The sequence below is a fragment of the Streptomyces sp. NPDC002309 genome (genome assembly GCF_053593375.1).
This window is the reverse complement of sequence record NZ_JBSFCI010000053.1, coordinates 1-24,106: the sequence shown is the minus strand read 5'-3', so window position 1 is coordinate 24,106 and position 24,106 is coordinate 1. Positions and strand designations below refer to the sequence as shown.

Sequence of the window (24,106 nt, the reverse complement as noted above, 5' to 3'; positions counted from 1 at the left end):
CGCCGTGCCGCCGAGGACCAACGGCCGCCGAGGTTTACCCCGCGTCCGCCGCCCGCATCGCCGCCCCCACGATCCCGGCGTTGTTCTGCAGTTGTGCGGGGACGATCTCCGCCTTGATGCCCTCGATGCAGGGCAGGAACTTGTGCGCCTTGCGGCTCACGCCGCCGCCGATGACGAAGAGGTCGGGTGAGAAGAGCATCTCGACGTGCTCGAGGTACTGCTGCACCCGGTGCGCCCAGTGCTCCCACGACATCTCGTTGTCCTCCTTGGCCTTGCTGGAGGCACGCTTCTCGGCGTCGTGCCCGTGCAGTTCCAGATGGCCCAGCTCGGAGTTGGGAACGAGGACGCCTTCGGAGAACAGGGCGCTGCCGATGCCCGTGCCGAAGGTCAGCAGGATGACGGTGCCCTTGCGGTCGCGGCCCGCGCCGAAGGCCATCTCGGCGACGCCCGCCGCGTCCGCGTCGTTCACCACGGTGACCGGGACGCCGCCGAGGCGGTCGCTCAGCAGGGCGCGCGCGTCCGTGTCGATCCAGCCCTTGTCGACGTTCGCCGCCGTACGGATCGTGGCGCCGCCCGTGACGACGCCGGGGAACGTCGCGCCGATCGGGCCGGTCCAGCCGAAGTGGTCGACGACCTCCTTGACGCCCTCGACCACCGCGTCCGGGGTGGCCGGGTGGGGGGTCAGCACCTTGAAGCGCTCGTCCGTGAGGTCGCCCCTGTCGAGATCCACTGGGGCGCCCTTGATACCGGATCCGCCGATGTCCACACCGAAGATCTGCATATCACCACGTTACGACGGATCACCGACCGTCACTACGCCACGGCCGGTGAGGCGACGCCCGCTCCCGGTTTCCGACCGGCTCACCGCCCGCCGGCGACGTCCCCCGCGTCCGTGCGCCGCGCGATCAGCTGAGCCGCCTCCTCGCGGAGGTCGCGGCGAAGCTCCTTGGGCAGCGAGAAGACAATGGACTCCTCCGCCGCCTTGACGATCTCGACGTCCTCGAAGCCCCGCCCGGAGAGCCACTCCAGCACCTGCTCGACGAGCACCTCGGGGACGGAGGCACCGGAGGTGACGCCGACGGTCGTGACGCCGTCCAGCCATGCCTCGTCGATCTCGTCGGCGAAGTCGACGAGGTAGGCCTCGCGCGAGCCGGCGAGCTTGGCGACCTCGACGAGCCGCTTGGAGTTGGAGGAGTTGCGCGATCCGACGACGATGACGAGCTCGGCCTCGGCGCCCATCTGCTTGACCGCGAGCTGGCGGTTCTGGGTGGCGTAGCAGATGTCGTCGCTGGGCGGCGAGATCAGCTGCGGGAACTTGCCCTTCAGGGCGTCGACGGTCTCCATCGTCTCGTCGACGGAGAGCGTGGTCTGGGACAGCCAGACCACCTTGGAGGGGTCACGGACCTCGACCTTCGCCACGTCGGCGGGACCGTCGACGAGCTGGATGTGGTCGGGGGCCTCACCGGAGGTGCCGATGACCTCCTCGTGGCCCTCGTGACCGATCAGGAGGATGTCGTAGTCCTCGTTCGCGAAACGGACCGCTTCCTTGTGGACCTTGGTCACCAGCGGGCAGGTCGCGTCGATGGTGGCCAGTCCGCCGCGCTCGGCCTCCTGGTGGACGACCGGGGCGACGCCGTGCGCCGAGAACATCACGATGTTCCCCGCGGGGACCTCCTCCGTCTGCTCGACGAAGATGGCGCCCTTCTTCTCCAGGGTCTGGACGACGTACTTGTTGTGGACGATCTCGTGCCGGACGTAGATCGGAGCGCCGTACTGCTCCAGGGCTTTCTCGACGGCGATCACGGCGCGGTCCACACCCGCGCAGTAGCCACGGGGGGCGGCGAGCAGGACACGGCGGCCAGACGAAGCAGTCATGGCACCCATCGTAAGGCCGCGTCCGGGGGGTCTGAGATCGCCCCTTGTGACGTTCCCGAGGAGACGGGCCTCGGACCGTGAGGCGTGGGATGGAGCGCCACGCACGTGCCGGCCGGGGGCCGCTGATGCGGGGCGGCACGGTGATGCGGGGCGGCACGGGGGAGGCCGTCCGGTGGCCGGGTCTGTCGGTGGTGCCCACTACGCTCGCGGCATGGCAGTCAACACGTCCCCGGAAACCCCTCTGCCCGTCGGTGAGGTGTCGCGGCTCATCGGGAGCTGGATCGACCGGCTCGGGGCGGTGTGGGTCGAGGGGCAGATCACGCAGTTGTCCCGGCGGCCCGGCGCGGGCGTGGTCTTCCTGACGCTGCGGGACCCGTCGCACGACATCTCGGTGAGCGTGACCTGCTACCGGCAGGTGTTCGACGCCGTCGCGGACGTGGTGAGCGAGGGTGCCCGGGTGGTCGTCCTGGCGAAGCCGGAGTGGTACGCGCCGCGGGGGCAGCTGTCGTTGCGGGCCACCGAGATGAAGCCCGTGGGGGTCGGCGAGCTGCTGGCGCGTCTCGAGCAGCTGAAGAAGAAGCTCGCGGGCGAGGGGTTGTTCGCGCCGGAGCGCAAGCGGCCGCTGCCGTTCCTGCCGCAGCTGGTCGGGCTGGTCTGCGGGCGGGCCTCGGCCGCGGAGCGGGACGTGCTGGAGAACGCCCGGCACCGCTGGCCGGCCGTGCGCTTCGAGGTGCGCAACGTCGCCGTGCAGGGCGTGCACGCGGTGCCGCAGGTGGTGCAGGCGGTGCAGGAGCTCGACGCGATGGACGACGTCGACGTGATCGTCGTGGCGCGGGGCGGCGGCAGCGTGGAGGATCTGCTGCCGTTCTCCGACGAGCAGTTGGTGCGGGCGGTGGCGGCCTGCCGTACGCCCGTGGTGTCGGCCATCGGTCACGAGCCCGACAACCCGCTCCTGGACCACGTCGCCGACCTGCGGGCCTCCACGCCCACCGACGCCGCGAAGAAGGTGGTACCGGACGTGGGCGAGGAGTTCGAGCGGGTGCGGCAGTTGCGGGACCGCGCGCGGCGCTGCGTGGCGGCGTTCGTGGAGCGGGAGGAGCGCGGGCTGGCGCACGCGCTGGCGCGGCCGTCGATGGAGGACCCGCACCGGATGATCGACGAGCGTGCCGATCAGGTGGCGGCACTGGTCGAGCGTGGGCGGCGGTGCCTGGGGCACCACCTGGCCCGGGCCGAGTCGGAGCTGTCGCACACGCACGCGCGCGTGGTGGCCCTGTCGCCGGCGGCGACCCTGCGGCGGGGGTACGCCGTGCTCCAGAAGGCCGACGGGCACGTGGTCCGGGCACCGGACGAGGTGACGGCCGGCGAGCCCCTGCGGGCGCGGGTGGCCGAGGGCGAGTTCTCCGTACGTGTCGATGCTTAGGGTGGACGGATGAGCAAGGTGGACGAGGCGCTGGGCTACGAGCAGGCGCGCGACGAGCTGATCGAGGTCGTACGCAGGCTGGAGGCGGGCGGCACGACGCTGGAGGAGTCCCTGGCGCTGTGGGAGCGCGGCGAGGAGCTGGCCAAGGTGTGCCGGCGGTGGCTGGAGGGCGCGCGGGCCCGGCTGGACGCGGCGCTGGCCGAGGAGGCGCCGGAGACCGGCACCGAGGCGGGCACCGACCAGGAGTGACAGGCGCCGGCCTGGAGTGAGAGGCGCCGGCCTGGAGTGACGGGCGCGGCGCGGGTCCGGCCCGCGGTGCGGCGTGATGCCGATCACCACACCCCCCGTTTTGTTGAAACTTGAACTTCTTCTGTCGTACGGTCTGTTTCGCCAGCGGGTTCATGCCTCTGCATGAACCCGAAGCAGCACCAAGAAAGATCACGCATGTCTCTCGTTCTTGACCCCGCCGCCCAGGATCTGCTCTTCCGCGAGGCCCGCACCGCGAACTCCTTCACCGACGAGCCGGTGACCGACGAGCAGGTGCAGGTCATCTACGACCTGGTCAAGTACGGCCCCACCGCCTTCAACCAGTCGCCGCTGCGCGTCACGCTGGTCCGCTCCCCCGAGGCACGTGAGCGCCTGGTCCAGCACCTCTCCGAGGGCAACCGGGCCAAGACGGCCGCCGCGCCGCTGACCGCGATCCTCTCCGCGGACAACGAGTTCCACGAGGAACTGCCGCACCTCTTCCCGCACGCCCCGCAGATCAAGGACGTGTTCTTCACCGAGCGCCCGGCCCGCGAGACCGCGGCCGGTCTCAACGCCGCCCTCCAGGCCGCCTACTTCATCATCGGCGTGCGCGCCGCCGGGCTCGCCGCCGGCCCGATGACCGGCATGGACCTCGAGGGCGTGCGCAAGGAGTTCCTGGACGACGACCACACCCCGCTGATGGTCGTCAACATCGGCCGCCCGGGCCCGGAAGCGTGGTACGCGCGCTCGCCGCGCCTGGCGTACGAGGACGTCGTCACCACCGTCTGACCCGCCCCCGGCAGACGAGAGGCCCCCGGCAGTCGCCGGGGGCCTCTCGGTTGTCGTCGCGTTCCGTGGATCAGGACGTCCGTCCCGTGGATCAGGACGTCCTCAGCGCCTTCGCCATCGTTGCCAGCTGCTCGAACGAGCCCGTGCCGGCCACCACCGTCGTCGCGCCCTTGGCGTCGTCGTCCTCCGCCAGGACCAGTGCGTCGTAGCGGCCGCCGGTGTAGCGGATCCACGTACGGCCGCCGATCTCCTCGGCGACCTCCGTCTCCTCCGCGCCCTGGGTGGCGTCCTCGATGAAGGGCACCCGCTTGTCCATCGACTGCTTCACCGTGACGTACTCCCCGCCGGGGGCGTGGAAGCCGAGGTGCCAGGCGTCCTGCTTCTGGCCGTCGAAGCGGACCGACGTCGGCTTCCAGGTCTGCGGGAGACCCTGCGGCGCGGCCACCGGATAGGCGGCGGCGCGGCGGGCCGTGATCAGCTCGACCCGGTAGTCGACCCGCCTGACGTCGGGTTCCTGGTCGTCGTCGTGCGGGACGAAGAGGTACATGACCATTCCCACCAGCACGATCAGGCCCAGGGAGAGAGCCATGTCCCGGACCGTCTTCTGCTTGCCGTTCGCACCTGCCACGCGCCCTATCGTCGCAGGTGCCCAGCCCGCTCATCCGTGGGGGGCCCTGCTCATTCTGTCGCTCGGGCGATAGAGTCGTCGCCGAACCCTCATCCGGCCGTCGTCGTATCAGAAAGGTGCGTTCCGATGACCGAGCATCACTTGCCGTCCGAACTCGATGTGCCCTCGGAGGCTCCCGACCGCAACCTCGCCCTGGAACTGGTCCGGGTGACCGAAGCCGCGGCGATGGCCGCGGGCCGCTGGGTGGGCCGCGGGGACAAGAACGGCGCCGACGGTGCCGCGGTGCGCGCCATGCGCTCCCTGGTCTCCACCGTCTCCATGAACGGCGTGGTCGTCATCGGGGAGGGCGAGAAGGACGAGGCCCCGATGCTCTACAACGGGGAGCGGGTCGGCGACGGAACCGGACCGGAGTGCGACATCGCCGTCGATCCGATCGACGGCACGACCCTGACCGCGAAGGGCATGACGAACGCCATCGCGGTGCTCGCCGCGGCGGAGCGGGGGTCGATGTTCGACCCGTCGGCCGTCTTCTACATGGACAAGCTGGTCACCGGGCCCGAGGCGGCGGACTTCGTCGACATCGACGCCCCGGTGTCGGTGAACATCCGCCGGGTCGCCAAGGCCAAGCGCTCCGCGCCGGAGGACGTGACCGTCGTCATCCTCGACCGGCCGCGGCACGAGCGGCTCATCGAGGAGGTCCGCCAGACCGGTGCGCGCATCAAGCTGATCTCCGACGGCGACGTGGCCGGGTCGATCCTGGCGCTGCGCGAGGGCACGGGCGTGGACCTGCTGCTGGGCGTCGGCGGGACGCCGGAGGGGATCATCTCGGCCTGTGCCGTGAAGTGCCTCGGCGGAACGATCCAGGGCAAGCTGTGGCCCAAGGACGAGCAGGAACGGCAGCGGGCGCTCGACGCCGGGCACGACCTGGACCGGGTGCTGACGACCGAGGACCTGGTGACCGGGGAGAACGTGTTCTTCGTGGCGACCGGGATCACCGACGGGGAACTGCTGCGGGGGGTTCGCTACCGGTCGGAGATCGCCACGACGGACTCGATCGTGATGCGGTCCAAGTCGGGGACGGTGCGCCGGATCGACTCCGAGCACCGGCTGAGCAAGCTGCGGGCCTACAGCGCGATCGACTTCGAGCGGGCGAAGTAGGCGAGGCGGGCGACGTAGGCGAGGCGGGCGACGTAGACGCCTGATCAACGGGGTCGGGCCGGTGCGTCGGCGGGTGCGGGACCGTCGTGGCTCGCCACGCGGTGCCTCGCGCCCCTGAGGCTCCACGGCCGACCGGCGACACGAAGGCGCCCTCTGTGCGGAGGGGGCGCCTTCGTCGTGTCCGGCGGGGTCAGCCGGCCGCCGCTATGCGGTCGTCGGCGCGGGCCGCCTTCTTCAGTTCCAGTTCGCGGCGGCGGCGCCGGGCCAGGACCACCCGGCGTTCGGCGGCGGTGAGACCGCCCCAGACGCCGTAGGGCTCGGGCTGGAGGAGGGCGTGTTCACGGCACTCGACCATGACGGGGCAGCGGGCACAGACACGCTTGGCCGCCTCCTCGCGGGAGAGCCGGGCGGCGGTGGGCTCCTTGGAGGGCGCGAAGAACAGGCCGGCCTCGTCGCGCCGGCACACGGCCTCCGTGGGCCATGGGGCGTCTTGGTCTCTGTCTCGCGCTGGCGCCCGCTGCGCCGGAACGGCAGCTACCTGCACGGACGAATGCGGCGGTTGCAGCACGGTCTACTCCTGACGACGGCTTCGCGAGCGAGAGACGATGCAGCAAGGTCTACCCGCTGTACGCGCGCCTATGCAGGGAGTCCCCGACGACCGGAACCAGGGGATACGGATGCGCCGCACCGAGTCGCCGGAAAAGACCAGATCCCGCCGGATCCGACCGACTTCCCGGACGCCGGGCCGACCGCACGGACGCCGGACCGACTCACGGACGCCGGGCGGACCGAACGGACGTCGGACCGACCTCAGGGACTCCTGACGACCGAACGGACGCCGGGCCGACTCACGGACGCCGGGCGGACCGAAGGGACGTCGGACCGGCCTCAGAGACTCCTGACGACCGAACGGACAGCGGGCCGACCTCAGGGACTTCGGAAAACCGAACGAACATCGGCCGACCTCCACGGACAGCCGGCCGGCCGGGCTCACGGACGTCGCGTCCGCCTCACGGCCTCAGTGCTCCAGATGCCCGCGCAGACGCTTGTCGACCTTGCGCTGCACCCGGTCCAGGATGTCCGCCACCAGCTTCCCGCGCTTGGGCCGCGCCTCGATGTTGCCGAGCACGGCCCAGCCCTCCACGAAGACAACAGGGGCGTCGGCGTCCGCGGCGTCCTGGTTGTCGACCTCGAAGTTGCCGAGGACGCCACCGCCCGAGCCACGCAGCGAGACGTTCTCCGGCACACGGACCTCGACGTTGCCGAAGACGGACCACGCCTTGATCACGACCTGCTGGTACTCGAAGACCGCCTCGCTGAGGTCGATCTCGACACTGCCGAAGACCGAGTACGCGTGGATACGGCGGCCCGCCCTCCAGCGCCCCTTGCGCACCGCGGCGCTGAACACCGCGACCACGTTCTCGTCCGGCTCCGCCGGTATCGCGCCGTCCGAGGGACGCCGGGGCGCGAGCGCGAACGCGGGGGTCGCGCGGGCCTGGTGCGTTCCGGGCAGGTCGCGCACCCACGGCTCCAGTTCACCGACCGTCTTGGCGGTGTAGACGCCCTCCACCCGCTCGGCGTGCTCCTCCGCGGTGAGGCGGCCCTCGGCCAGGGCCTCGCGCAGGATGTCCGCGAAACGGTCGCGGTCGGCGTCGGAGGCGCGGAGTTCGGAGCCGGGCGCGGTGTGCTTCTCAAGGTCCACGGCAGCAGCGTACCCAAACACGATAGATCGCGACACCCCACGGGTCGCGCAGGGCGCGACGGCCGAACTGAGCCTTACCTCACAGACTCGCCGCGCGGACCACGTCCTACGCTGGTGGACGCTGCCAATGGATGCCAGCCGCTGTCTGTCGTGAGTGAGGAATGGCCGCGATGCCTGAATTCGAGTACACCGATCTGCTCCCCATGGGAGAGGACACCACCCCGTACCGGCTGGTGACCTCCGAGGGTGTCTCCACGTTCGAGGCCGACGGGCGGACGTTCCTCAAGGTCGAGCCGGAGGCGCTGCGCAGGCTCGCCGAGGAGGCCATCCACGACATCCAGCACTACCTGCGCCCGGCGCACCTGGCGCAGCTGCGCCGGATCATCGACGACCCGGAGGCGTCCGGCAACGACAAGTTCGTCGCCCTGGACCTGCTGAAGAACGCCAACATCGCCGCCGCGGGCGTGCTGCCCATGTGCCAGGACACCGGCACGGCGATCGTCATGGGCAAGCGCGGTCAGAACGTGCTGACCGACGGCGGCGACGAGGCAGCCCTGTCCCGGGGCGTCTACGACGCCTACCAGAACCTCAACCTCCGCTACTCCCAGATGGCCCCGCTGACCATGTGGGAGGAGAAGAACACCGGCTCCAACCTCCCCGCGCAGATCGAGCTGTACGCCACCGACGGGGGCGCCTACAAGTTCCTCGTCATGGCCAAAGGCGGCGGCAGCGCCAACAAGTCGTTCCTCTACCAGGAGACGAAGGCCGTCCTGAACGAGTCCTCCATGATGAAGTTCCTGGAGGAGAAGATCCGTTCGCTGGGCACGGCCGCCTGCCCGCCGTACCACCTGGCCATCGTGGTCGGCGGTACGAGCGCCGAGTACGCGCTGAAGACCGCGAAGTACGCCTCCGCGCACTACCTGGACGAGATCCCCGCCGAGGGCTCGCCGCTCGGGCACGGGTTCCGGGACAAGGAGCTGGAGGAGAAGGTCTTCGAGCTGACCCAGAAGATCGGCATCGGCGCGCAGTTCGGCGGCAAGTACTTCTGCCACGACGTCCGGGTCGTCCGCCTCCCCCGGCACGGGGCGTCCTGCCCGGTCGCGATCGCCGTCTCCTGCTCGGCCGACCGGCAGGCGGTCGCGAAGATCACCGCCGAGGGCGTCTTCCTGGAGCAGCTGGAGACCGACCCGGCGCGCTTCCTGCCCGACACCACGGACGAGCACCTCGACGAGGCCGGCGACGTGGTGAGGATCGACCTCAACCAGCCGATGGACGACATCCTCGCCGAGCTGACCAAGTACCCGGTCAAGACCCGCCTCTCCCTCAGCGGCCCCCTGGTCGTGGCCCGCGACATCGCGCACGCCAAGATCAAGGAGCGGCTGGACGCGGGCGAGGAGATGCCGCAGTACCTCAAGGACCACCCGGTGTACTACGCCGGGCCCGCGAAGACCCCCGAGGGCTACGCGTCCGGCTCCTTCGGCCCGACGACGGCCGGCCGTATGGACTCCTACGTGGAGCAGTTCCAGGCGGCGGGCGGCTCCAAGGTGATGCTGGCGAAGGGCAACCGCAGCAAGCAGGTCACCGACGCCTGCCACACCCATGGCGGCTTCTACCTCGGCTCCATCGGCGGCCCCGCCGCCCGCCTCGCCCAGGACTGCATCAAGAAGGTCGAGGTCGTCGAGTACGAGGAGCTCGGCATGGAGGCCGTCTGGAAGATCGAGGTCGAGGACTTCCCCGCGTTCGTCGTGGTCGACGACAAGGGCAACGACTTCTTCCAGGACCCGGCCCCCGCGCCGACGTTCACCACGATCCCGGTACGGGGTCCGGGCCTGGCCTGACGCCGATGGGGTCCGGGGAAATTCACCCCGGACCCCGGAACATCGGGGACGTCCGGATCGCTGTATGCGGTATGAGCGAATACCGCATCGAACACGACTCCATGGGCGAGGTACGGGTCCCGGCCGACGCCAAGTGGCGGGCCCAGACCCAGCGGGCCGTGGAGAACTTCCCGATCTCCGGGCAGCGGCTGGAGCGCGCGCACATCGAGGCGCTCGCGCACATCAAGGCCGCGGCCGCCGTCGTCAACGCCGAGCTCGGCGTTCTCGACAAGGAGGTCGCCGAGGCCGTCCAGGAGGCCGCGCGGGAGGTGGCGGAGGGGCGCTGGGACGAGCACTTCCCCGTCGACGTGTTCCAGACGGGTTCCGGCACGTCGTCGAACATGAACACCAACGAGGTCATCGCGACCCTCGCGAGCGAGCGCCTCGGCCGGGACGTCCACCCCAACGACCACGTCAACGCGTCCCAGTCGTCCAACGACGTCTTCCCCTCCTCCGTGCACATCGCCGCGACCGCCGCCGTGCTGCGGGACCTGATGCCGGCGCTGGCGCACCTCGCCGAGGCCCTGGAGCGCAAGGCGGAGGAGTTCGCCGACGTGGTGAAGTCGGGGCGGACCCACCTGATGGACGCCACTCCCGTGACGCTGGGCCAGGAGTTCGGGGGGTACGCCGCCCAGGTGCGGTACGGCATCGAGCGGCTGGAGGCCTCGCTCCCCCGGCTCGCCGAACTGCCGCTCGGCGGCACGGCGGTCGGTACCGGCATCAACACCCCGCCCGGTTTCCCGGCGGCCGTGATCGCGGAGGTGGCCCGCACGACCGGCCTGCCGCTGACCGAGGCCCGCAACCACTTCGAGGCGCAGGGCGCCCGGGACGGGATCGTCGAGACCAGCGGGCAGCTGCGCACCATCGCCGTCGGGCTGACAAAGATCGCCAACGACCTTCGCTGGATGGCGTCGGGGCCGCGCACCGGGCTCGCCGAGATCAACCTGCCCGACCTCCAGCCGGGTTCGTCGATCATGCCGGGCAAGGTCAACCCGGTGGTCCCGGAGGCCGTGCTCATGGTCTCCGCGCAGGTCATCGGTAACGACGCCACGGTCGCCACGGCCGGCGCGTCCGGCAACTTCGAGTTGAACGTGATGCTCCCGGTCATCGCGAGGAACGTGCTGGAGTCCGTCCGACTGCTGGCCAACGTCTCCCGGCTGCTGGCCGACCGGACCGTCGACGGGATCACCGCCAACCGGGAGCGCGCCCGCGAGTACGCCGAGTCGTCCCCGTCCGTGGTGACGCCGCTGAACAAGTACATCGGGTACGAGGAGGCCGCGAAGGTCGCCAAGAAGTCGCTGGCCGAGCGCAAGACCATCCGCGAGGTCGTGCTGGAGGGCGGCTACGTCGAGCGCGGCGACCTCACGGTGCGGCAGCTCGACGAGGCGCTGGACGTCCTGCGCATGACGCATCCGTGACCGGCCCGGCGGGCGGGGTGGGCGGCGCCTGAACCGCGGCGGGCGCCGCAGCGTCGTATGCCGGTGACACCTAGTATCTGTGCATGACGGACGACGGAGCGGTGAGACGCGTGGAAGCGGGCGGAGCTACGGCCCTGTGGGAACCGGGCAGTCACATCCTGTGGCGCTACCGGGAGAACGCGGGCGACCGCTTCCACATCGCGCGCCCCGTCACCGTCGTGCGCGACGACGCCGATCTCCTCGCCGTGTGGATGGCGCCGGGCACCGAGTGCGTCAAGCCGGTGCTCGCGGACGGGACGCCGGTGCACGGGGAGCCCCTGGAGACGCGGTACACCAAGCCGCGGACCGTGCAGCGCGACCGCTGGTTCGGCACCGGCGTGCTGAAGCTGGCCCGGCGCCGCGAACCCTGGTCGGTATGGCTCTTCTGGGAGCCGGGCTGGCAGTTCAAGAACTGGTACGTCAACCTGGAGGAGCCGCTGGCGCGTTGGAGCGGCGGCGTGGACTCCGAGGACCACTTCCTCGACATCTCCGTAAACCCGGACCGCAGTTGGCACTGGCGGGACGAGGACGAGTTCGCTCAGGCCCAGCGGGACGGCCTGATGGACACGGCGCAGGCCGATCGGGTCCGGGACGCGGGCAGGGCCGCGGTGGAGGTGATCCGCGCCTGGGGGCCGCCGTTCGCCGACGGCTGGCAGCACTGGCGCCCGGATCCGGCCTGGGCCGTACCCTCACTTCCGGAGGACTGGGATCGTATGCCTGCGCGTGTGTCCTCATGAGACCCTTGCCGCGCCCCCGGGAAGGAAACGTAGGATCGTCCTCCGCAAGGGGCGCGCGGCGGTAACTCGCGGGACGCGCAGCAAGCTTGACAGGATGTCACCGAGGGGCGGCAGGACGTGAGCGAGGGACACGAGGGCAACACCCGTGCGGGCGGCGGCCGGTCCGCCGGTGGCAGGGGAACTGCTCCTGACCACGCGGGAATTCCGTTCCCGGGGCACACAATCCGGGTATCGGGACTTCTGCGGGACGAACTGCACGCGCGATGCAAGGCGCGCACGGCCCCGGACGGACGGACTCGACACGCGTGACGGAGCAGCCGACCTCTTTCGAGCGCCCCCAGGCGGGCGTCGACCCCGCGGATCCTCGCGGGGCGCTCCTGCGTACCCCGGCGCCCCCGCTGACGCCCGGTGCCGCCGCTTTACCCGCACAGGCCCGCGGCGCCGGTGAGACGCCCCCGGGCACGTCCGTGACGCCCGGCGGCGCCGCCGGTCCGGAGCATTCCCAGCCGGCCGCGGCCGAGCCCGGCAACCACCGCCCGCGCCCGGTGCAGGAGGCCATCCCGGCGCAGCCCGGCACCGTGCCGGAGCGTTCGGGCCCCGGCGGCCAGGAGCGCCGTTCCGGCCAGTCGGCCCCGCTCGGCCGGCCCACGCCGATGCGGCGCGACGGCGACCGGCTGCGCTTCGTGGGCGCCGCCACCCGGCGGATCGCCCGCGGCCTCGACCTCGACGAGATCGTCATGGGGCTGTGCCGGGCCACCGTGCCGACGTTCTCCGACGCGATCCTCGTCTATCTGCGCGACCCGCTGCCGGTCGGCGACGAGCGGCCCACGGGCCCCGTCGTGCTGCGGCTGCGGCGCACCGACCGGATCCCGGAGGAGCGGGACACCGAGGGCGGTTTCCTGCCGGCGCTCCAGCCGGAGCCGTCGGAACTGTCGACGCTGACCGCCGAACTGTGCGAGGTCCGGCCCGGCGGCGCGCTCGCCGAGGTGCTGCGCGGGGTGCGTCCGGTGTTCGCCGACGCGCCCGCCGCCCGCGCCGCGCTGCCCGAACTGCTGGGCGAGCACGGCGAGGCGGTGGTCCCCGCCGGTCAGCGGGCGATCCTCGCGCCGCTGCGCGGCCGTCGCCGCGTGATCGGCGCCGCGGTCTTCCTGCGGCGCCCGGAGCGGTCGGCGTTCGAGGCGGACGACCTGCTCATCGCGGCCCAGCTCGCCACGCACAGCGCGCTCGGCATCGACAAGGCGGTGCTGTACGGCCGTGAGGCGTACATCGCCGACGAGTTGCAGCGCACCATGCTGCCCGAGACCCTGCCGCAGCCGACGGGTGTCCGGCTGGCCTCGCGGTATCTGCCGGCCGCGGAGACCGCGCGGGTCGGCGGCGACTGGTACGACGCCATCCCGCTGCCGGGCAGCCGGGTCGCGCTCGTCGTCGGTGATGTGATGGGGCATTCCATGACGTCCGCCGCGATCATGGGCCAGCTGCGCACGACGGCCCAGACGCTCGCGGGACTGGACCTGCCGCCGCAGGAGGTGCTGCACCACCTCGACGAGCAGGCCCAGCGGCTCGGCACCGACCGTATGGCGACATGCCTGTACGCGGTCTACGACCCGGTGTCGCACCGGATCACCATCGCCAACGCCGGTCACCCGCCGCCGGTGCTGCTGCACCTGGGCGGCCGGGCCGAGGTGCTGCGCGTCCCGGCGGGCGCGCCGATCGGCGTCGGCGGCGTCGACTTCGAGGCCGTGGAGCTGGACGCGCCGGCCGGGGCGACGCTGCTGCTGTACACGGACGGGCTGGTCGAGTCCCGGCTGCGGGACGTGTGGACCGGCATAGAGCAGTTGCGGGAGAAACTCGCCGCGACGGCGCAGCTCACGGGGCCGGACCATCCGCCGCCGCTGGAAGCGCTGTGCGACGAGGTGCTGGACATGCTCGGACCGGGCGACCGGGACGACGACATCGCGCTGCTCGCGGCCCGCTTCGACGGGATCGCGCCGAGCGACGTGGCGTACTGGTACCTGGACCCGGAGGAGACGGCGCCGGGCAAGGCCAGGCGGCTGGCCCGCAGCGCGCTGTCCCGGTGGGGCATGGAGGAGCTGACGGACTCCGTCGAGCTGCTCATCAGCGAGGTCGTGACGAACGCCGTGCGGTACGCGTCGCGGCCGGTGACGTTGCGGTTGCTGCGGACGGACGTGCTGCGCTGCGAGGTGGGCGACGACGTGCCGCAGCTGCCGCGGCTGCGGCAGGCGCGCGCGACGGACGAGGGCGGGCGCGGGCTGTATCTGGTGAACCGGCTGGCACGGCGGTGGGGGGCGACCCGGCTCAGCACCGGGAAGGTCGTCTGGTTCGAGCTCAACCGCGGGTGAGGCGCGCGTGTTCGCCGTGCGGGTGTCTGTCGTGCGGCGGCTGCGGGTCGTGTGTGGCTTGTCGCGCAGTTCCCCGCGCCCCTGAGGGCGTCGTGGGCGCCCGGCGGTTTTCGCCGGGCGCCCTCTTGTCTCCGTTATCGCTCGTCGCCCGGGAGGGCCGGGTTCTCCGGGGCCGTGGGTTCCGTCGGTACGGACGGCGGGGGTTCCGTCGTGGGCGTCTGCGACGGCGGCGACTGACTGGGGGTCTGGCTCGGCGTCTGGCTCGGCGTCAGGGTCGGGGCCTCGGACGTCGGGGGTGCCGAGGTGGGCGGCGCGGACGTGGGCGCCTCGGTGGTCGGTTCCTGGGTGGGGGTCGCGGTCCGCGTCGGCCTCACCGCGGCGCCCTGGGTGGTGTCCAGGTCGAACTTGCTGACCTCGTCCAGCACGCCGAAGGTGTACGCCGCCCAGATCCGCGCCGGGAATCCGCCGCCGTTGACGCGGCCCTTGCCCGGGAGGGTGCCGGTGGCGCCGGCCATGTTCACCTGCTTGCCGGTCTTGGCGTCCTCGCCGAACAGGCCGACCGACGTCACCAGGTCCGGGGTGTAGCCGGTGAACCAGGCGGACCTGCCGTAGTCGGAGGTCCCGGTCTTGCCGGCCACCTGCTGTCCCGCGCGCTTGGGGTTGTCGCGCACCGACGCGCGGGCCGTGCCGTCGTCGACCACACCGGTGAGCACCGAGGTGACCGTGTCGGCGGCCTCGCGGCCGATGACCTGTTCGCCGATCGGGTCGGGCAGGTCCACCACGGTGTCCTTGTGCTCGGCCGAGGCCAGGACCGCCGGTGTGACCTTCTTGCCGTGGTTGTCGAGGGTGGCGTAGATCCCCGCCATCTCCATCGGGCTCGCGCCCATGGTGCCGAGCGTCTGGGCCGGCACCGCCTGCATGCCGTCGGTGTCCATGCCGAGATCACCGGCGACCTTCATCACCCGGTCCATGCCGACGTCGACGCCCATCTGCGCGAAGACGGAGTTGATGGACTTGTTCATCGCGGTCTGCACGGTGACGTCGCCGTAGTCGACGTCGTCCTCGTTCGGCGGGGCGAAGCCGACCTTGGTCCCGTTGTCCTCGACCGGGTGCCTGCTGTCGCCGTCGTAGAGCGTGTCGGCGGTGATCGGATCGCCGTCCTGGGTCTCGGCGGCCTCCTCCACGGCGGCGGCCAGGATCACCGGCTTGAAGGTGGAGGCCGGCTGGTAGTCGCGGCGGGTCGCGTTGTTCCGGTAGTGCTTGACGTAGTCCGCACCGCCGTACATCGCGACGACCTTGCCGGTCTTCGGGTCGACGGACACGGCACCGGGCTGGATGTTCGCGTCGACCTTGCGCTTCTTCGGGTCGAGCTTGCTCGCGAGCTGGTTCTCGGCTGCCTTCTCCAGCTGGGCCTGCTTCTTCTTGTCGATGTTCAGCGTCAGGTTCCAGCCGCCGCGCTTGACCATGTCGAGGGCCTGCTCCTGGTCCTGCGCCGTCCCCTGGGCGACCAGCCGGCGGGCCAGCTCCGCGTTGGCCGCGTCGACCCAGTAGCCGGTCTGGCCCTCCATGCCGGGGTTGCCCTGCGGCTTCTTCGGCACGGGGAACTCCATGCCCTGGCGTTCGGAGGCGCTGAGCCAGCGCTTCTCGACCATGTTGTCCAGGACGTAGTTCCAGCGGTTCTTGACCAGTCGCTTGCTGGTGTCCGAGGCGACGGCCCAGTCGTACTGGCTGGGCGCCTGGAGCAGCGCGGCGAGGTACGCGCCCTGTTCGACGGTGAGTTCGTCGGCGTCGACGCGGTAGTAGGCCTGGGCCGCGGCCTGGATCCCGTAGGCGTTGCGGCCGTAGTAGCTGGTGTTGATGTAGCCCGCGAGGATGTCGTCCTTGGACATCTGGCGGTCCACCTTCAGCGCGATCACCAGCTCCTTGAGCTTGCGGGTGACCGTCTGTTCCTGGCTGAGGTAGTAGTTCTTGACGTACTGCTGGGTGATCGTCGAACCGCCCTGCGCGCCCTTGCCGCTGAGGGTGTTGACCAGGCCGCGGGTCGTGCCCTTCAGGTCGACGCCGTTGTCCTGGTAGAAGGACTTGTTCTCGGCGGCCACGAAGGAGCGCTGGACGGCCTTGGGAACCCTGGCCAGGTCGACGACCTCGCGGTTGACCTCGCCGTCGCGGACCAGGACCGTGCCGTCGCCGTACTTGTAGACGTTGCTCTGCAGCTTCGCCGCCGCGTTGCCCTCGGGGACGGACACCAGCAGGTACAGCAGGACGAAGCCGCCGATGCCGAGCAGGCACAGGCCGAGGAAGGTGCCGAGCATCTTCCGCCAGGTGAAGAGCCTTCGTATGCCGCTCTTCCCGGACTTGCCGGACTTGCCGGATCCGCTTCGGCGACGGCCGGGGCCGGTCGGGCCCTGTGGGCTCGCGGCGCGCGGCGAACGGCGGTTCTTCGGCGCCGCGCGGTGGCCGGCTCGCTGCCGCGCTCGTCTGTCTTCCGCTCGTCCCATGCGTCCGTTCGCTCCGCTCCGCTCTCGGGTGTCACTTCGGTTCCGTGGCTCAGGTCAGCTCAGAAAGCTAACACCGCTCTGTAGGACAAAGTCCGACTCTTTCGGTCTTTTCCGGACGTGACAATCAGCACGCCTCCCTACGGAACCGACGCTCGAAGGGGGGTTGAGGTTGCGGTGGCGGGGTAAAGTGATATCACTTAGATAGGACGAAGCTAGTGAGACTACGGTCGGCCGGGATCGCGCCGTCCGAGGAACGGGGGACCCATGTCCACACACGACTCGCCGGCCGTCGCCGACGTCCCTGAGATGCCCGCCCCACGCGTGCGGGAGTTCCCGGCGCACAGCATCGGCGGCGGACTCGCTCTGCTGCTGGGCCTGATCGGGCTGCTGGGCGGCGTCGCGATGATCGTGACCGCCACGACCGTCGCGGGGACCGGACTCGAGGCCACGCTGATCGTCCTCGGCATCCTGGTCGCGGTCTCGGCGTTCGTCGCGATGTGCGGGCTGAACATGGTGGCGCCGGGCGAGGCCCGCGTCGTCCAGCTCTTCGGGCGCTACCGCGGCACGATCCGGCAGGACGGCCTGCGCTGGGTGAATCCCCTTACCTCGCGCACCAAGATCTCCACCCGCGTCCGCAACCACGAGACCGCGGTCCTCAAGGTCAACGACGCCTACGGCAACCCGATCGAGCTCGCCGCGGTCGTGGTGTGGCGGGTCGAGGACACCGCGCAGGCCAGCTTCGAGGTGGACGACTACATCGAGTTCGTCTCGACGCAGACCGAGGCGGCGGTGCGGCACATCGCCATCGAGTACCCCTACGACTCCCACGAGGAGGACGGCCTCTCGTTGCGCGAGAACGCGGAGGAGATCACCGAGAAGCTCGCCGTCGAACTGCACGCGCGCGTGGAGGCGGCCGGTGTGGAGATCATCGAGTCCCGCTTCACGCACCTCGCGTACGCCCCGGAGATCGCCTCGGCGATGCTCCAGCGGCAGCAGGCCGGCGCGGTCGTCGCGGCCCGCCGGCAGATCGTGGACGGCGCGGTCGGCATGGTCGAGATGGCGCTGGCCCGGCTGACCGAGCGGGACATCGTGGAGCTGGACTCCGAGCGGAAGGCGGCGATGGTCTCCAACCTCATGGTCGTGCTCTGCGGCGACCGGGCCGCCCAGCCGGTTGTGAACACCGGGACGCTCTACCAGTGACGGATCCCTCCGAGGCCTCCTCGAAGCGGCGGCCGCCGCAGCAGCGCAAGCAGGTGCTGCTGCGGCTGGACCCGTCGGTCTACGACTCGCTCGCCCGCTGGGCGTCGGACGAGCTGCGGTCGGCCAACGCGCAGATCGAGTTCCTGCTCCGCAAGGCGCTCAAGGACGCCGGCCGGCTGCCCGGCGACGCGGGGCCCCTGCCCCGCCGGGGCCGGCCGCCCGCGGACCCTCCGCCCCCGTAGCAGAACCGTGACAATCGACCCCCACCTGCGACGACGTACTGCCGCCCATGATCTACACACTGTGCGTATACACCCGACGTATACGCGGTATGTAGAGTGCTCGGCATGTCCATCGGTCACACTCTGCTCGGGCTCCTGGAGTCCGGCCCCCGCCACGGCTACGACCTGAAGCGGGCCTTCGACGAGAAGTTCGGTCAGGACCGGCCCCTGCACTACGGCCAGGTCTACTCGACGATGTCCCGGCTGCTGAAGAACGGCCTCGTCGAGGTCGACGGCATCGAGCCGGGCGGCGGACCGGAGCGCAAGCGCTACGCCATCACCGACGCCGGCATCACCGACGTGGAGCGCTGGCTCGCGTCGCCGGAGAAGCCGGAGCCGTACCTCCAGTCGACCCTGTACACCAAGGTCGTCCTCGCCCTGCTCACCCGGCGCGACGCCGCCGACATCCTCGACACCCAGCGCTCGGAGCATCTGCGCCTGATGCGGATCCTCACCGACCGCAAGCGCAAGGGCGACCTCGCGGACCAGCTGATCTGCGACCACGCGCTGTTCCATCTGGAGGCCGACCTGCGCTGGCTGGAACTGACCGCCGCACGGCTCGACAAGCTCGCGGAGGTGGTGGCGAAGTGACTCCCACCGGTGCCCTGCTCGTCGCCGAGGGTCTGCGCAAGACGTACGGCCCCACCACCGCCCTGGACGGCGCGGACTTCTCCATCCACCCCGGCGAGGTCGTCGCCGTGATGGGCCCCTCCGGTTCCGGCAAGTCCACCCTGCTGCACTGCCTCGCCGGCATCGTCCCGCCCGACGAGGGCTCGATCCGCTACGACGGCCGGGAGATGGCCACGATGAACGACGCCCGGCGCAGCGCGCTGCGGCGCTCGGAGTTCGGCTTCGTCTTCCAGTTCGGCCAGCTCGTGCCCGAGCTCACCTGCGTGGAGAACGTGGCCCTGCCCCTGCGCCTGAACGGCGCCTCCCGCAAGTCCGCCGAGCGCACCGCGCTGTCCTGGATGGAGCGCCTGGAGGTCGACGGCATAGGCAAGAAGCGGCCCGGCGAGGTCTCGGGCGGTCAGGGCCAGCGTGTCGCCGTGGCCCGCTCCCTGGTCACCGGCCCGCGCGTGCTCTTCGCCGACGAGCCGACCGGCGCACTGGACTCCCTCAACGGCGAACGCGTGATGGAACTGCTGACGGACGCGGCGCGCTCCACCAACGCGGCCGTCGTCCTCGTCACGCACGAGGCGCGGGTCGCCGCCTACTCCGACCGCGAGGTCGTCGTACGGGACGGCAGGTCCCGGGACATGGAGCGCGTCGTATGAGGCTCCGTCAGCCGCTCCGGGACCTGGCCATGGGCTTCGGCTTCGCGTTCACCGGCCGGGGCGGCTGGGTGCGCGCGGTCCTCACCGCGGTCGGCGTCGGACTCGGCGTGGCGCTGCTGCTCCTGACGACCGCGATCCCGAACGCGCTGGAGGCCCGGGACGAGCGCGGGCAGGCCCGCTCCGACCTTGCGATCGGCGACTCGACCGCACCGAAGTCCGACGCCACCCTGCTCGTCGGCAGCGTCGACACGACCTACCGCGACAAGGACATCCACGGTCGCGAGCTGGAACCGGAGGGCCCAAAGGCGCCGGTCCCGCCGGGCTTGGCCGAGATCCCGGCACCGGGCGAGATGGTCGTCTCCCCGGCGCTGAGGGAACTGCTCGGGTCACCGGACGGGAAGCTGCTGCGCGAGCGGCTGCCGGACCGGATCGTCGGCACCATCGCCGAGGCCGGCCTGGTCGGCTCGCAGGAACTGGCCTTCTACCGGGGCAGCGACGACCTCACGCCGCGGCTCGGCGACGGCCCGATCGTCCGGCTCGAACGGTACGGGGACCCGGTCCCGGGCAGCTCCGAACGCTGGGATCCGGTACTGCTCCTGCTGGTCCTCGTGGTCTTCGTGGTCCTGCTGATGCCGGTGGGCGTCTTCATCGCCGCGGCCGTGCGGTTCGGCGGCGAGGGACGCGACCGGCGCCTCGCGGCGCTGCGGCTGGTCGGTTCCGACAGCGGCATGACCCGCCGGGTCGCGGCCGGTGAGGCACTCGCCGGGTCGGTGCTGGGCCTGGTGTTCGGCACCGGCTTCTTCCTGATCGGCCGGCAGCTCGCGGGACAGGCCGAGGTGTTCGACGTCAGCGTCTTCCCGAGCTACCTCAACCCTTCCCCCGCGCTCGCCGCGCTGGTCGCGCTCGTCGTCCCGGCGGCAGCGGTCCTGGTCACCCTTCTCGCCCTGCGCGGTGTGGTCATCGAGCCGCTCGGCGTGGTCCGCACGGCCAAGCCGAGCCGGCGGCGGCTGTGGTGGCGGCTGCTGCTGCCGGCCGCCGGCCTGGCGCTGCTCGCGCCGATGATCGGCCAGGGCAGCGAGGGCGGCAACTTCAACCAGTACCTGGTCGTCGGCGGTGTGATGCTGCTGCTCATCGGCGTCACCGCGCTGCTGCCGTGGATCGTCGAGGCGGTCGTCACGCGGCTCGGCAGCGGTTCCGTCTCCTGGCAACTCGCCGTGCGCCGACTTCAGTTGAGCAGCGGCAGCGCGGCCCGCACCGTCAACGGGATCGCCGTCGCGGTGGCGGGGGCGATCGCGCTGCAGATGCTGTTCGCCGGGGTGGAGGACGACTTCACCACGGCGACCGCGTACGACGAGACCCGCGCCCAGATGCAGGTGTCGCTGCCGGACGGCCTGCCGCTGGCCGGCGCCGCGGAGGACTTCCGCCGGACCGAGGGCGTGCGCAAGGTGTACGCGTACTCGGAGGCCTACATCGGCGACCGGGCCAAGGACCCCGTACGGGGCACCCAGGTGACCGTGGGCGACTGTGTCTCGCTGCGCGAGGTGGCGAAGCTGCCGTCGTGCCGCGACGGTGACGTGTTCGCCGTGGCGGGCGCGGAGTGGGACACCGACACCGCCGAGATGGCGAAGCCGGGCCGGACGGTGTACTTCGACGCCACCTACGAGGGCGACGCGCGCAAGGGCGCGGAGACTCCGTGGAAACTGCCGGCCGTGAAGCGCGCTGCGGTGACGCTGGACGTGACCGGCAACGAGCGCGGCGGTCTGCTCGTCACCCCGAAGGCGCTGCCTGCCGCCGCCGGGAAGAGCCTCGGCGGCCAGATCTACCTCGGCCTCGACGGGTCCGTGGCGGACGTCCGTGACCAGGTCCGCAACACGGCGGCGGCGCTCGACTCGTACGCCCAGCCGTTCTTGTGGGTGGCGAACGAACGCTCCGAGCGCTACGACTCCATCCGCACCGGCCTGTCCGTCGGAGCCGCCTGCGTCCTGGCCCTGATCGGGGCGAGCCTGCTGGTCTCCCAGCTGGAGCAGCTGCGCGAACGCAGGAAGCTGCTGTCGGCCCTGGTCGCCTTCGGCACCCGGCGCCGCACGCTGAGTCTGTCCGTGCTGTGGCAGACGGCGATCCCGATCGTCCTGGGCCTCGCCCTCTCGGCGGTGGTGGGTCTCACCCTGGGCGCGGTGCTGCTGAAGATGACGGCCACCGCCGTCAGCGTCGACTGGGCGAGCATGCTCGCCATGATCGGCATCGGCGCGGGTGTCGTCCTCGTCGTCACGCTGGTCAGCCTGCCGCCCCTGCTGCGGATGATGCGACCGGAGGGCCTGCGGACCGAGTGAGCTGCTCCGTGCCGTTCAGCACGCGCACGGGAAGCGGCCGCAGCGCCTGGCGCAGTGCGGCCGCCAGCTCCTCGTACTCCGCGCCCCGCGCCGCACCCGTCCGCATCGCCAGCGCGATCCGGCGGGTCGGCGCGGGGTCGGCGAAGTACCCGGTGAGCAGCTGGCTGCTGCGGCTCGTCTCCACCTTGACGGCGGTCCGCGGCAGCAGGGTGCAGCCGAGGCCGCCGGCGACGAGCTGGACGAGGGTCGACAGCCCGGCGGCGGTCGTGGTGACCGGCGCGTTCTCGCGGCCGGCCTCCCGGCAGATGTCGAGGGCCTGGTCGCGCAGGCAGTGACCCTCGTCCAGGAGAAGCAGGTTGAGCTCCTTGAGCGCCTCCCGCGGAATGCCCTCCCGTCCGCCGAGCCAGTGGTCGAGCGGTGTGACGAGGACGAAGTCCTCGTCGAACAGGGGAAGTTCGCTGACGCCGGGAACCCCGAGGGGAACGGCGAGCAGCAGGAGGTCGAGCCGTCCCGAGGTGAGGCCGTCCAGCAGGCTGGCGGTCTGCTCCTCGTGCACCTGGAGTTCGAGGTGCGGGTAGCGGTCGTGGGCGAGGCGCAGGACGGTCGGCAGCAGATAGGGGGCGACGGTCGGGATCACACCGAGCCGCAGCGCCCCGGTGAAGGGCGCCCGCACGGCCTCGGCCTCCTCCATCAGGGCCCCCACCTCCCCCAGCACCGCCTTGGCACGCACGGCGAGCCGCTCGCCGGCGGGCGAGAGCAGCACCCTGCGGGTCGTACGCTCCAGGAGCGTGACGCCGAGGACCTCCTCCAGTGCGGACACGGCTCCGGAGAGGGCCGGTTGGCTCATGCCGATCGCGGCGGCGGCATCGCGGAAATGCAGATGCTCGGCGACGGCGGCGAACGCGCGCAGTTGGGCGAGGCTGGGCTGACGCCGCCTACTGGTGTTACCCACGGTCACTGATAACCGCCTCCGATCAACTCGACCGAGTGTAGCTATTTCCCGAATCAATGCGTGTCGTGCCACGATCAAGCACGTCCAACCCCTGGGAAAGACTCGCCGAAAGCGGGTCTTTCTTCGCTGTGCTGCAAGGAGAGCCTGTGCTCACTGTCGGTGACAAGTTCCCCGAGTTCGAACTGACCGCCTGTGTCTCGCTGGAGAAGGGCGCCGAGTTCGAGGAGATCAACCACAAGACCTACGAGGGCAAGTGGAAGGTGATCTTCGCTTGGCCCAAGGACTTCACCTTCGTGTGCCCGACCGAGATCGCCGCCTTCGGCAAGCTGAACGACGAGTTCGCCGACCGCGACGCGCAGGTCCTCGGCTTCTCCGGCGACTCCGAGTTCGTCCACCACGCCTGGCGCAAGGACCACGACGACCTGCGGGACCTGCCGTTCCCGATGATGGCCGACTCCAAGCACGAGCTGATGCGCGACCTGGGCATCGAGGGCGAGGACGGCTTCGCCAAGCGCGCGGTCTTCATCGTCGACCAGAACAACGAGATCCAGTTCAGCATGGTGACCGCGGGTTCCGTCGGCCGTAACCCCAAGGAGGTCCTGCGGGTTCTCGACGCGCTCCAGACGGACGAGCTGTGCCCGTGCAACTGGAGCAAGGGCGAGGACACGCTGGACCCGGTCGCCCTGCTCGCCGGGGAGTGATCCGCGCATGTCCCTCGACACCCTCAAGTCCCGTATACCGGACTACGCCAAGGACCTGAAGCTCAACCTGGGTTCGGTCATCGGCAACTCCGACCTCCCGGCCCAGCAGCTGTGGGGCACGGTGCTGGCCACCGCGATGGCCTCGCGCTCCCCGATCGTGCTGCGTGAGCTGGAGCCGGAGGCCAGGGCGGCGCTCTCGCCGGAGGCGTACACGGCGGCCAAGTCCGCCGCGGCGGTCATGGCGATGAACAACGTCTTCTACCGCACCCGGCACCTGCTGTCCGACCACGAGTACGGCACCCTGCGCGCGGGTCTGCGGATGAACGTCATCGGCAACCCCGGTGTGGACAAGGTCGACTTCGAGCTGTGGTCCTTCGCCGTCTCCGCCATCAACGGCTGCGGCATGTGCCTCGACTCGCACGAGCAGGTCCTGCGCAAGGCCGGCGTCGACCGCGAGGTCATCCAGGAGTCCTTCAAGATCGCGTCCGTCGTCCAGGCGGTCGCGGTCACCCTGGACGCCGAGGCGGCACTCGCCGAGTAGCCCCGCGGCACACGACGCGGGGGGGCCCCCCGCCCCCCTCGCGGGGCGGGGGCGCGACGCGGGACTAAGGAAAATCACAC

22 protein-coding genes are annotated in these 24,106 nt (G+C 71.0%); 15 read left to right on the top strand and 7 right to left on the bottom strand.

The features are described 5' to 3' along the window. Nucleotides 1–34: 34 nt before the first annotated feature. On the bottom strand, nt 35–781 hold the full coding sequence (ppgK, locus tag ACWCPM_RS31120; RefSeq protein WP_450979600.1) for a polyphosphate--glucose phosphotransferase: 747 nt from the start codon (nt 779–781) through the stop codon (nt 35–37). An 80-nt stretch (nt 782–861) separates the two neighbouring features. Beyond that, nucleotides 862–1,884, bottom strand: coding sequence for a 4-hydroxy-3-methylbut-2-enyl diphosphate reductase (locus ACWCPM_RS31115; RefSeq protein WP_450979599.1), 1,023 nt, complete (start codon nt 1,882–1,884; stop codon nt 862–864). Between the two features lie 202 nt (nt 1,885–2,086). Between ACWCPM_RS31115 and xseA the strand changes: the two genes are divergently transcribed. The 3 genes from xseA to ACWCPM_RS31100 all read left to right on the top strand — a co-directional run bounded on the left by xseA (nt 2,087) and on the right by ACWCPM_RS31100 (nt 4,330). Then, entirely contained in the window at nt 2,087–3,295 is a 1,209-nt protein-coding gene (gene xseA / locus ACWCPM_RS31110) for an exodeoxyribonuclease VII large subunit (protein ID WP_450979598.1), read from the top strand. A 9-nt stretch (nt 3,296–3,304) separates the two neighbouring features. Further along, complete coding sequence (locus ACWCPM_RS31105; RefSeq protein WP_450979597.1) at nt 3,305–3,544, top strand: exodeoxyribonuclease VII small subunit; 240 nt, start codon at nt 3,305–3,307, stop codon at nt 3,542–3,544. 195 nt (nt 3,545–3,739) lie between these two features. Next, nucleotides 3,740–4,330: a malonic semialdehyde reductase gene (locus tag ACWCPM_RS31100; RefSeq protein ID WP_450979596.1), complete on the top strand. Its 591-nt coding sequence runs from the start codon at nt 3,740–3,742 to the stop codon at nt 4,328–4,330. A 91-nt stretch (nt 4,331–4,421) separates the two neighbouring features. On the opposite strand, the gene ACWCPM_RS31095 is transcribed toward ACWCPM_RS31100, so the two are convergent. Beyond that, nucleotides 4,422–4,958 carry a DUF4245 domain-containing protein gene (locus tag ACWCPM_RS31095; RefSeq protein ID WP_450979595.1) on the bottom strand — a complete coding sequence of 179 codons (537 nt, stop codon included), beginning with the start codon at nt 4,956–4,958 and terminating at the stop codon, nt 4,422–4,424. A 126-nt stretch (nt 4,959–5,084) separates the two neighbouring features. Here ACWCPM_RS31095 and glpX point away from each other — a divergent pair, with 126 nt between their 5' ends. Then, nucleotides 5,085–6,116, top strand: a complete 1,032-nt coding sequence (gene glpX, locus ACWCPM_RS31090; RefSeq protein ID WP_450979594.1) for a class II fructose-bisphosphatase — start codon at nt 5,085–5,087, stop codon at nt 6,114–6,116. Between the two features lie 190 nt (nt 6,117–6,306). Here the strand turns inward: glpX and ACWCPM_RS31085 are convergent, their stop codons facing one another. Together ACWCPM_RS31085 and ACWCPM_RS31080 are read right to left on the bottom strand one after the other, a co-directional pair. After that, nucleotides 6,307–6,684, bottom strand: coding sequence for a WhiB family transcriptional regulator (locus tag ACWCPM_RS31085; protein ID WP_450979593.1), 378 nt, complete (start codon nt 6,682–6,684; stop codon nt 6,307–6,309). A 450-nt stretch (nt 6,685–7,134) separates the two neighbouring features. Next, nucleotides 7,135–7,818 (bottom strand): DUF1707 SHOCT-like domain-containing protein, encoded by a 684-nt coding sequence (locus tag ACWCPM_RS31080; RefSeq protein WP_450979592.1) that lies wholly within the window; start codon nt 7,816–7,818, stop codon nt 7,135–7,137. A 170-nt stretch (nt 7,819–7,988) separates the two neighbouring features. Here ACWCPM_RS31080 and ACWCPM_RS31075 point away from each other — a divergent pair, with 170 nt between their 5' ends. The 4 genes from ACWCPM_RS31075 to ACWCPM_RS31060 all read left to right on the top strand — a co-directional run bounded on the left by ACWCPM_RS31075 (nt 7,989) and on the right by ACWCPM_RS31060 (nt 14,249). After that, entirely contained in the window at nt 7,989–9,656 is a 1,668-nt protein-coding gene (locus ACWCPM_RS31075) for a fumarate hydratase (protein ID WP_450979591.1), read from the top strand. Nucleotides 9,657–9,727: 71 nt separating this feature from the next. Then, nucleotides 9,728–11,113 carry a class II fumarate hydratase gene (locus ACWCPM_RS31070; RefSeq protein ID WP_450979590.1) on the top strand — a complete coding sequence of 462 codons (1,386 nt, stop codon included), beginning with the start codon at nt 9,728–9,730 and terminating at the stop codon, nt 11,111–11,113. An 83-nt stretch (nt 11,114–11,196) separates the two neighbouring features. Then, the gene (gene fomD / locus ACWCPM_RS31065; protein WP_450979589.1) at nt 11,197–11,889 is read left to right on the top strand and encodes a cytidylyl-2-hydroxypropylphosphonate hydrolase; all 693 of its coding nucleotides are present in this window, start codon (nt 11,197–11,199) and stop codon (nt 11,887–11,889) included. Nucleotides 11,890–12,194: 305 nt separating this feature from the next. Then, nucleotides 12,195–14,249, top strand: a complete 2,055-nt coding sequence (locus ACWCPM_RS31060) for a SpoIIE family protein phosphatase (RefSeq protein WP_450979588.1) — start codon at nt 12,195–12,197, stop codon at nt 14,247–14,249. 134 nt (nt 14,250–14,383) lie between these two features. Here the strand turns inward: ACWCPM_RS31060 and ACWCPM_RS31055 are convergent, their stop codons facing one another. Beyond that, nucleotides 14,384–16,747 (bottom strand): transglycosylase domain-containing protein, encoded by a 2,364-nt coding sequence (locus ACWCPM_RS31055; RefSeq protein ID WP_450979587.1) that lies wholly within the window; start codon nt 16,745–16,747, stop codon nt 14,384–14,386. A gap of 264 nt (nt 16,748–17,011) precedes the next feature. Between ACWCPM_RS31055 and ACWCPM_RS31050 the strand changes: the two genes are divergently transcribed. From ACWCPM_RS31050 to ACWCPM_RS31030, 5 genes are all read left to right on the top strand, one after another. Further along, complete coding sequence (locus tag ACWCPM_RS31050) at nt 17,012–17,947, top strand: SPFH domain-containing protein (RefSeq protein ID WP_450979586.1); 936 nt, start codon at nt 17,012–17,014, stop codon at nt 17,945–17,947. Continuing rightward, on the top strand, nt 17,944–18,189 hold the full coding sequence (locus tag ACWCPM_RS31045; protein WP_450979585.1) for a hypothetical protein: 246 nt from the start codon (nt 17,944–17,946) through the stop codon (nt 18,187–18,189). The genes ACWCPM_RS31050 and ACWCPM_RS31045 overlap by 4 nt, the downstream gene beginning before the upstream one ends. Before the next feature lie 105 nt (nt 18,190–18,294). After that, nucleotides 18,295–18,819: a PadR family transcriptional regulator gene (locus ACWCPM_RS31040; protein WP_450979584.1), complete on the top strand. Its 525-nt coding sequence runs from the start codon at nt 18,295–18,297 to the stop codon at nt 18,817–18,819. Further along, nucleotides 18,816–19,502, top strand: a complete 687-nt coding sequence (locus ACWCPM_RS31035; protein WP_450979583.1) for an ABC transporter ATP-binding protein — start codon at nt 18,816–18,818, stop codon at nt 19,500–19,502. The genes ACWCPM_RS31040 and ACWCPM_RS31035 overlap by 4 nt, the downstream gene beginning before the upstream one ends. Beyond that, nucleotides 19,499–21,832 (top strand): ABC transporter permease, encoded by a 2,334-nt coding sequence (locus tag ACWCPM_RS31030; RefSeq protein WP_450979582.1) that lies wholly within the window; start codon nt 19,499–19,501, stop codon nt 21,830–21,832. Before ACWCPM_RS31035 ends, ACWCPM_RS31030 begins: the two co-directional genes overlap by 4 nt. Here the strand turns inward: ACWCPM_RS31030 and ACWCPM_RS31025 are convergent. Continuing rightward, entirely contained in the window at nt 21,777–22,790 is a 1,014-nt protein-coding gene (locus ACWCPM_RS31025; protein ID WP_450979581.1) for a LysR substrate-binding domain-containing protein, read from the bottom strand. The two genes, ACWCPM_RS31030 and ACWCPM_RS31025, sit on opposite strands and share 56 nt — an antisense overlap. Before the next feature lie 140 nt (nt 22,791–22,930). Between ACWCPM_RS31025 and ACWCPM_RS31020 the strand changes: the two genes are divergently transcribed. Continuing rightward, the gene (locus ACWCPM_RS31020) at nt 22,931–23,485 is read left to right on the top strand and encodes a peroxiredoxin (protein ID WP_450979580.1); all 555 of its coding nucleotides are present in this window, start codon (nt 22,931–22,933) and stop codon (nt 23,483–23,485) included. Nucleotides 23,486–23,492: 7 nt separating this feature from the next. Further along, the gene (locus ACWCPM_RS31015; protein WP_450979579.1) at nt 23,493–24,026 is read left to right on the top strand and encodes an alkyl hydroperoxide reductase; all 534 of its coding nucleotides are present in this window, start codon (nt 23,493–23,495) and stop codon (nt 24,024–24,026) included. The last annotated feature ends 80 nt before the right edge of the window (nt 24,027–24,106 follow it).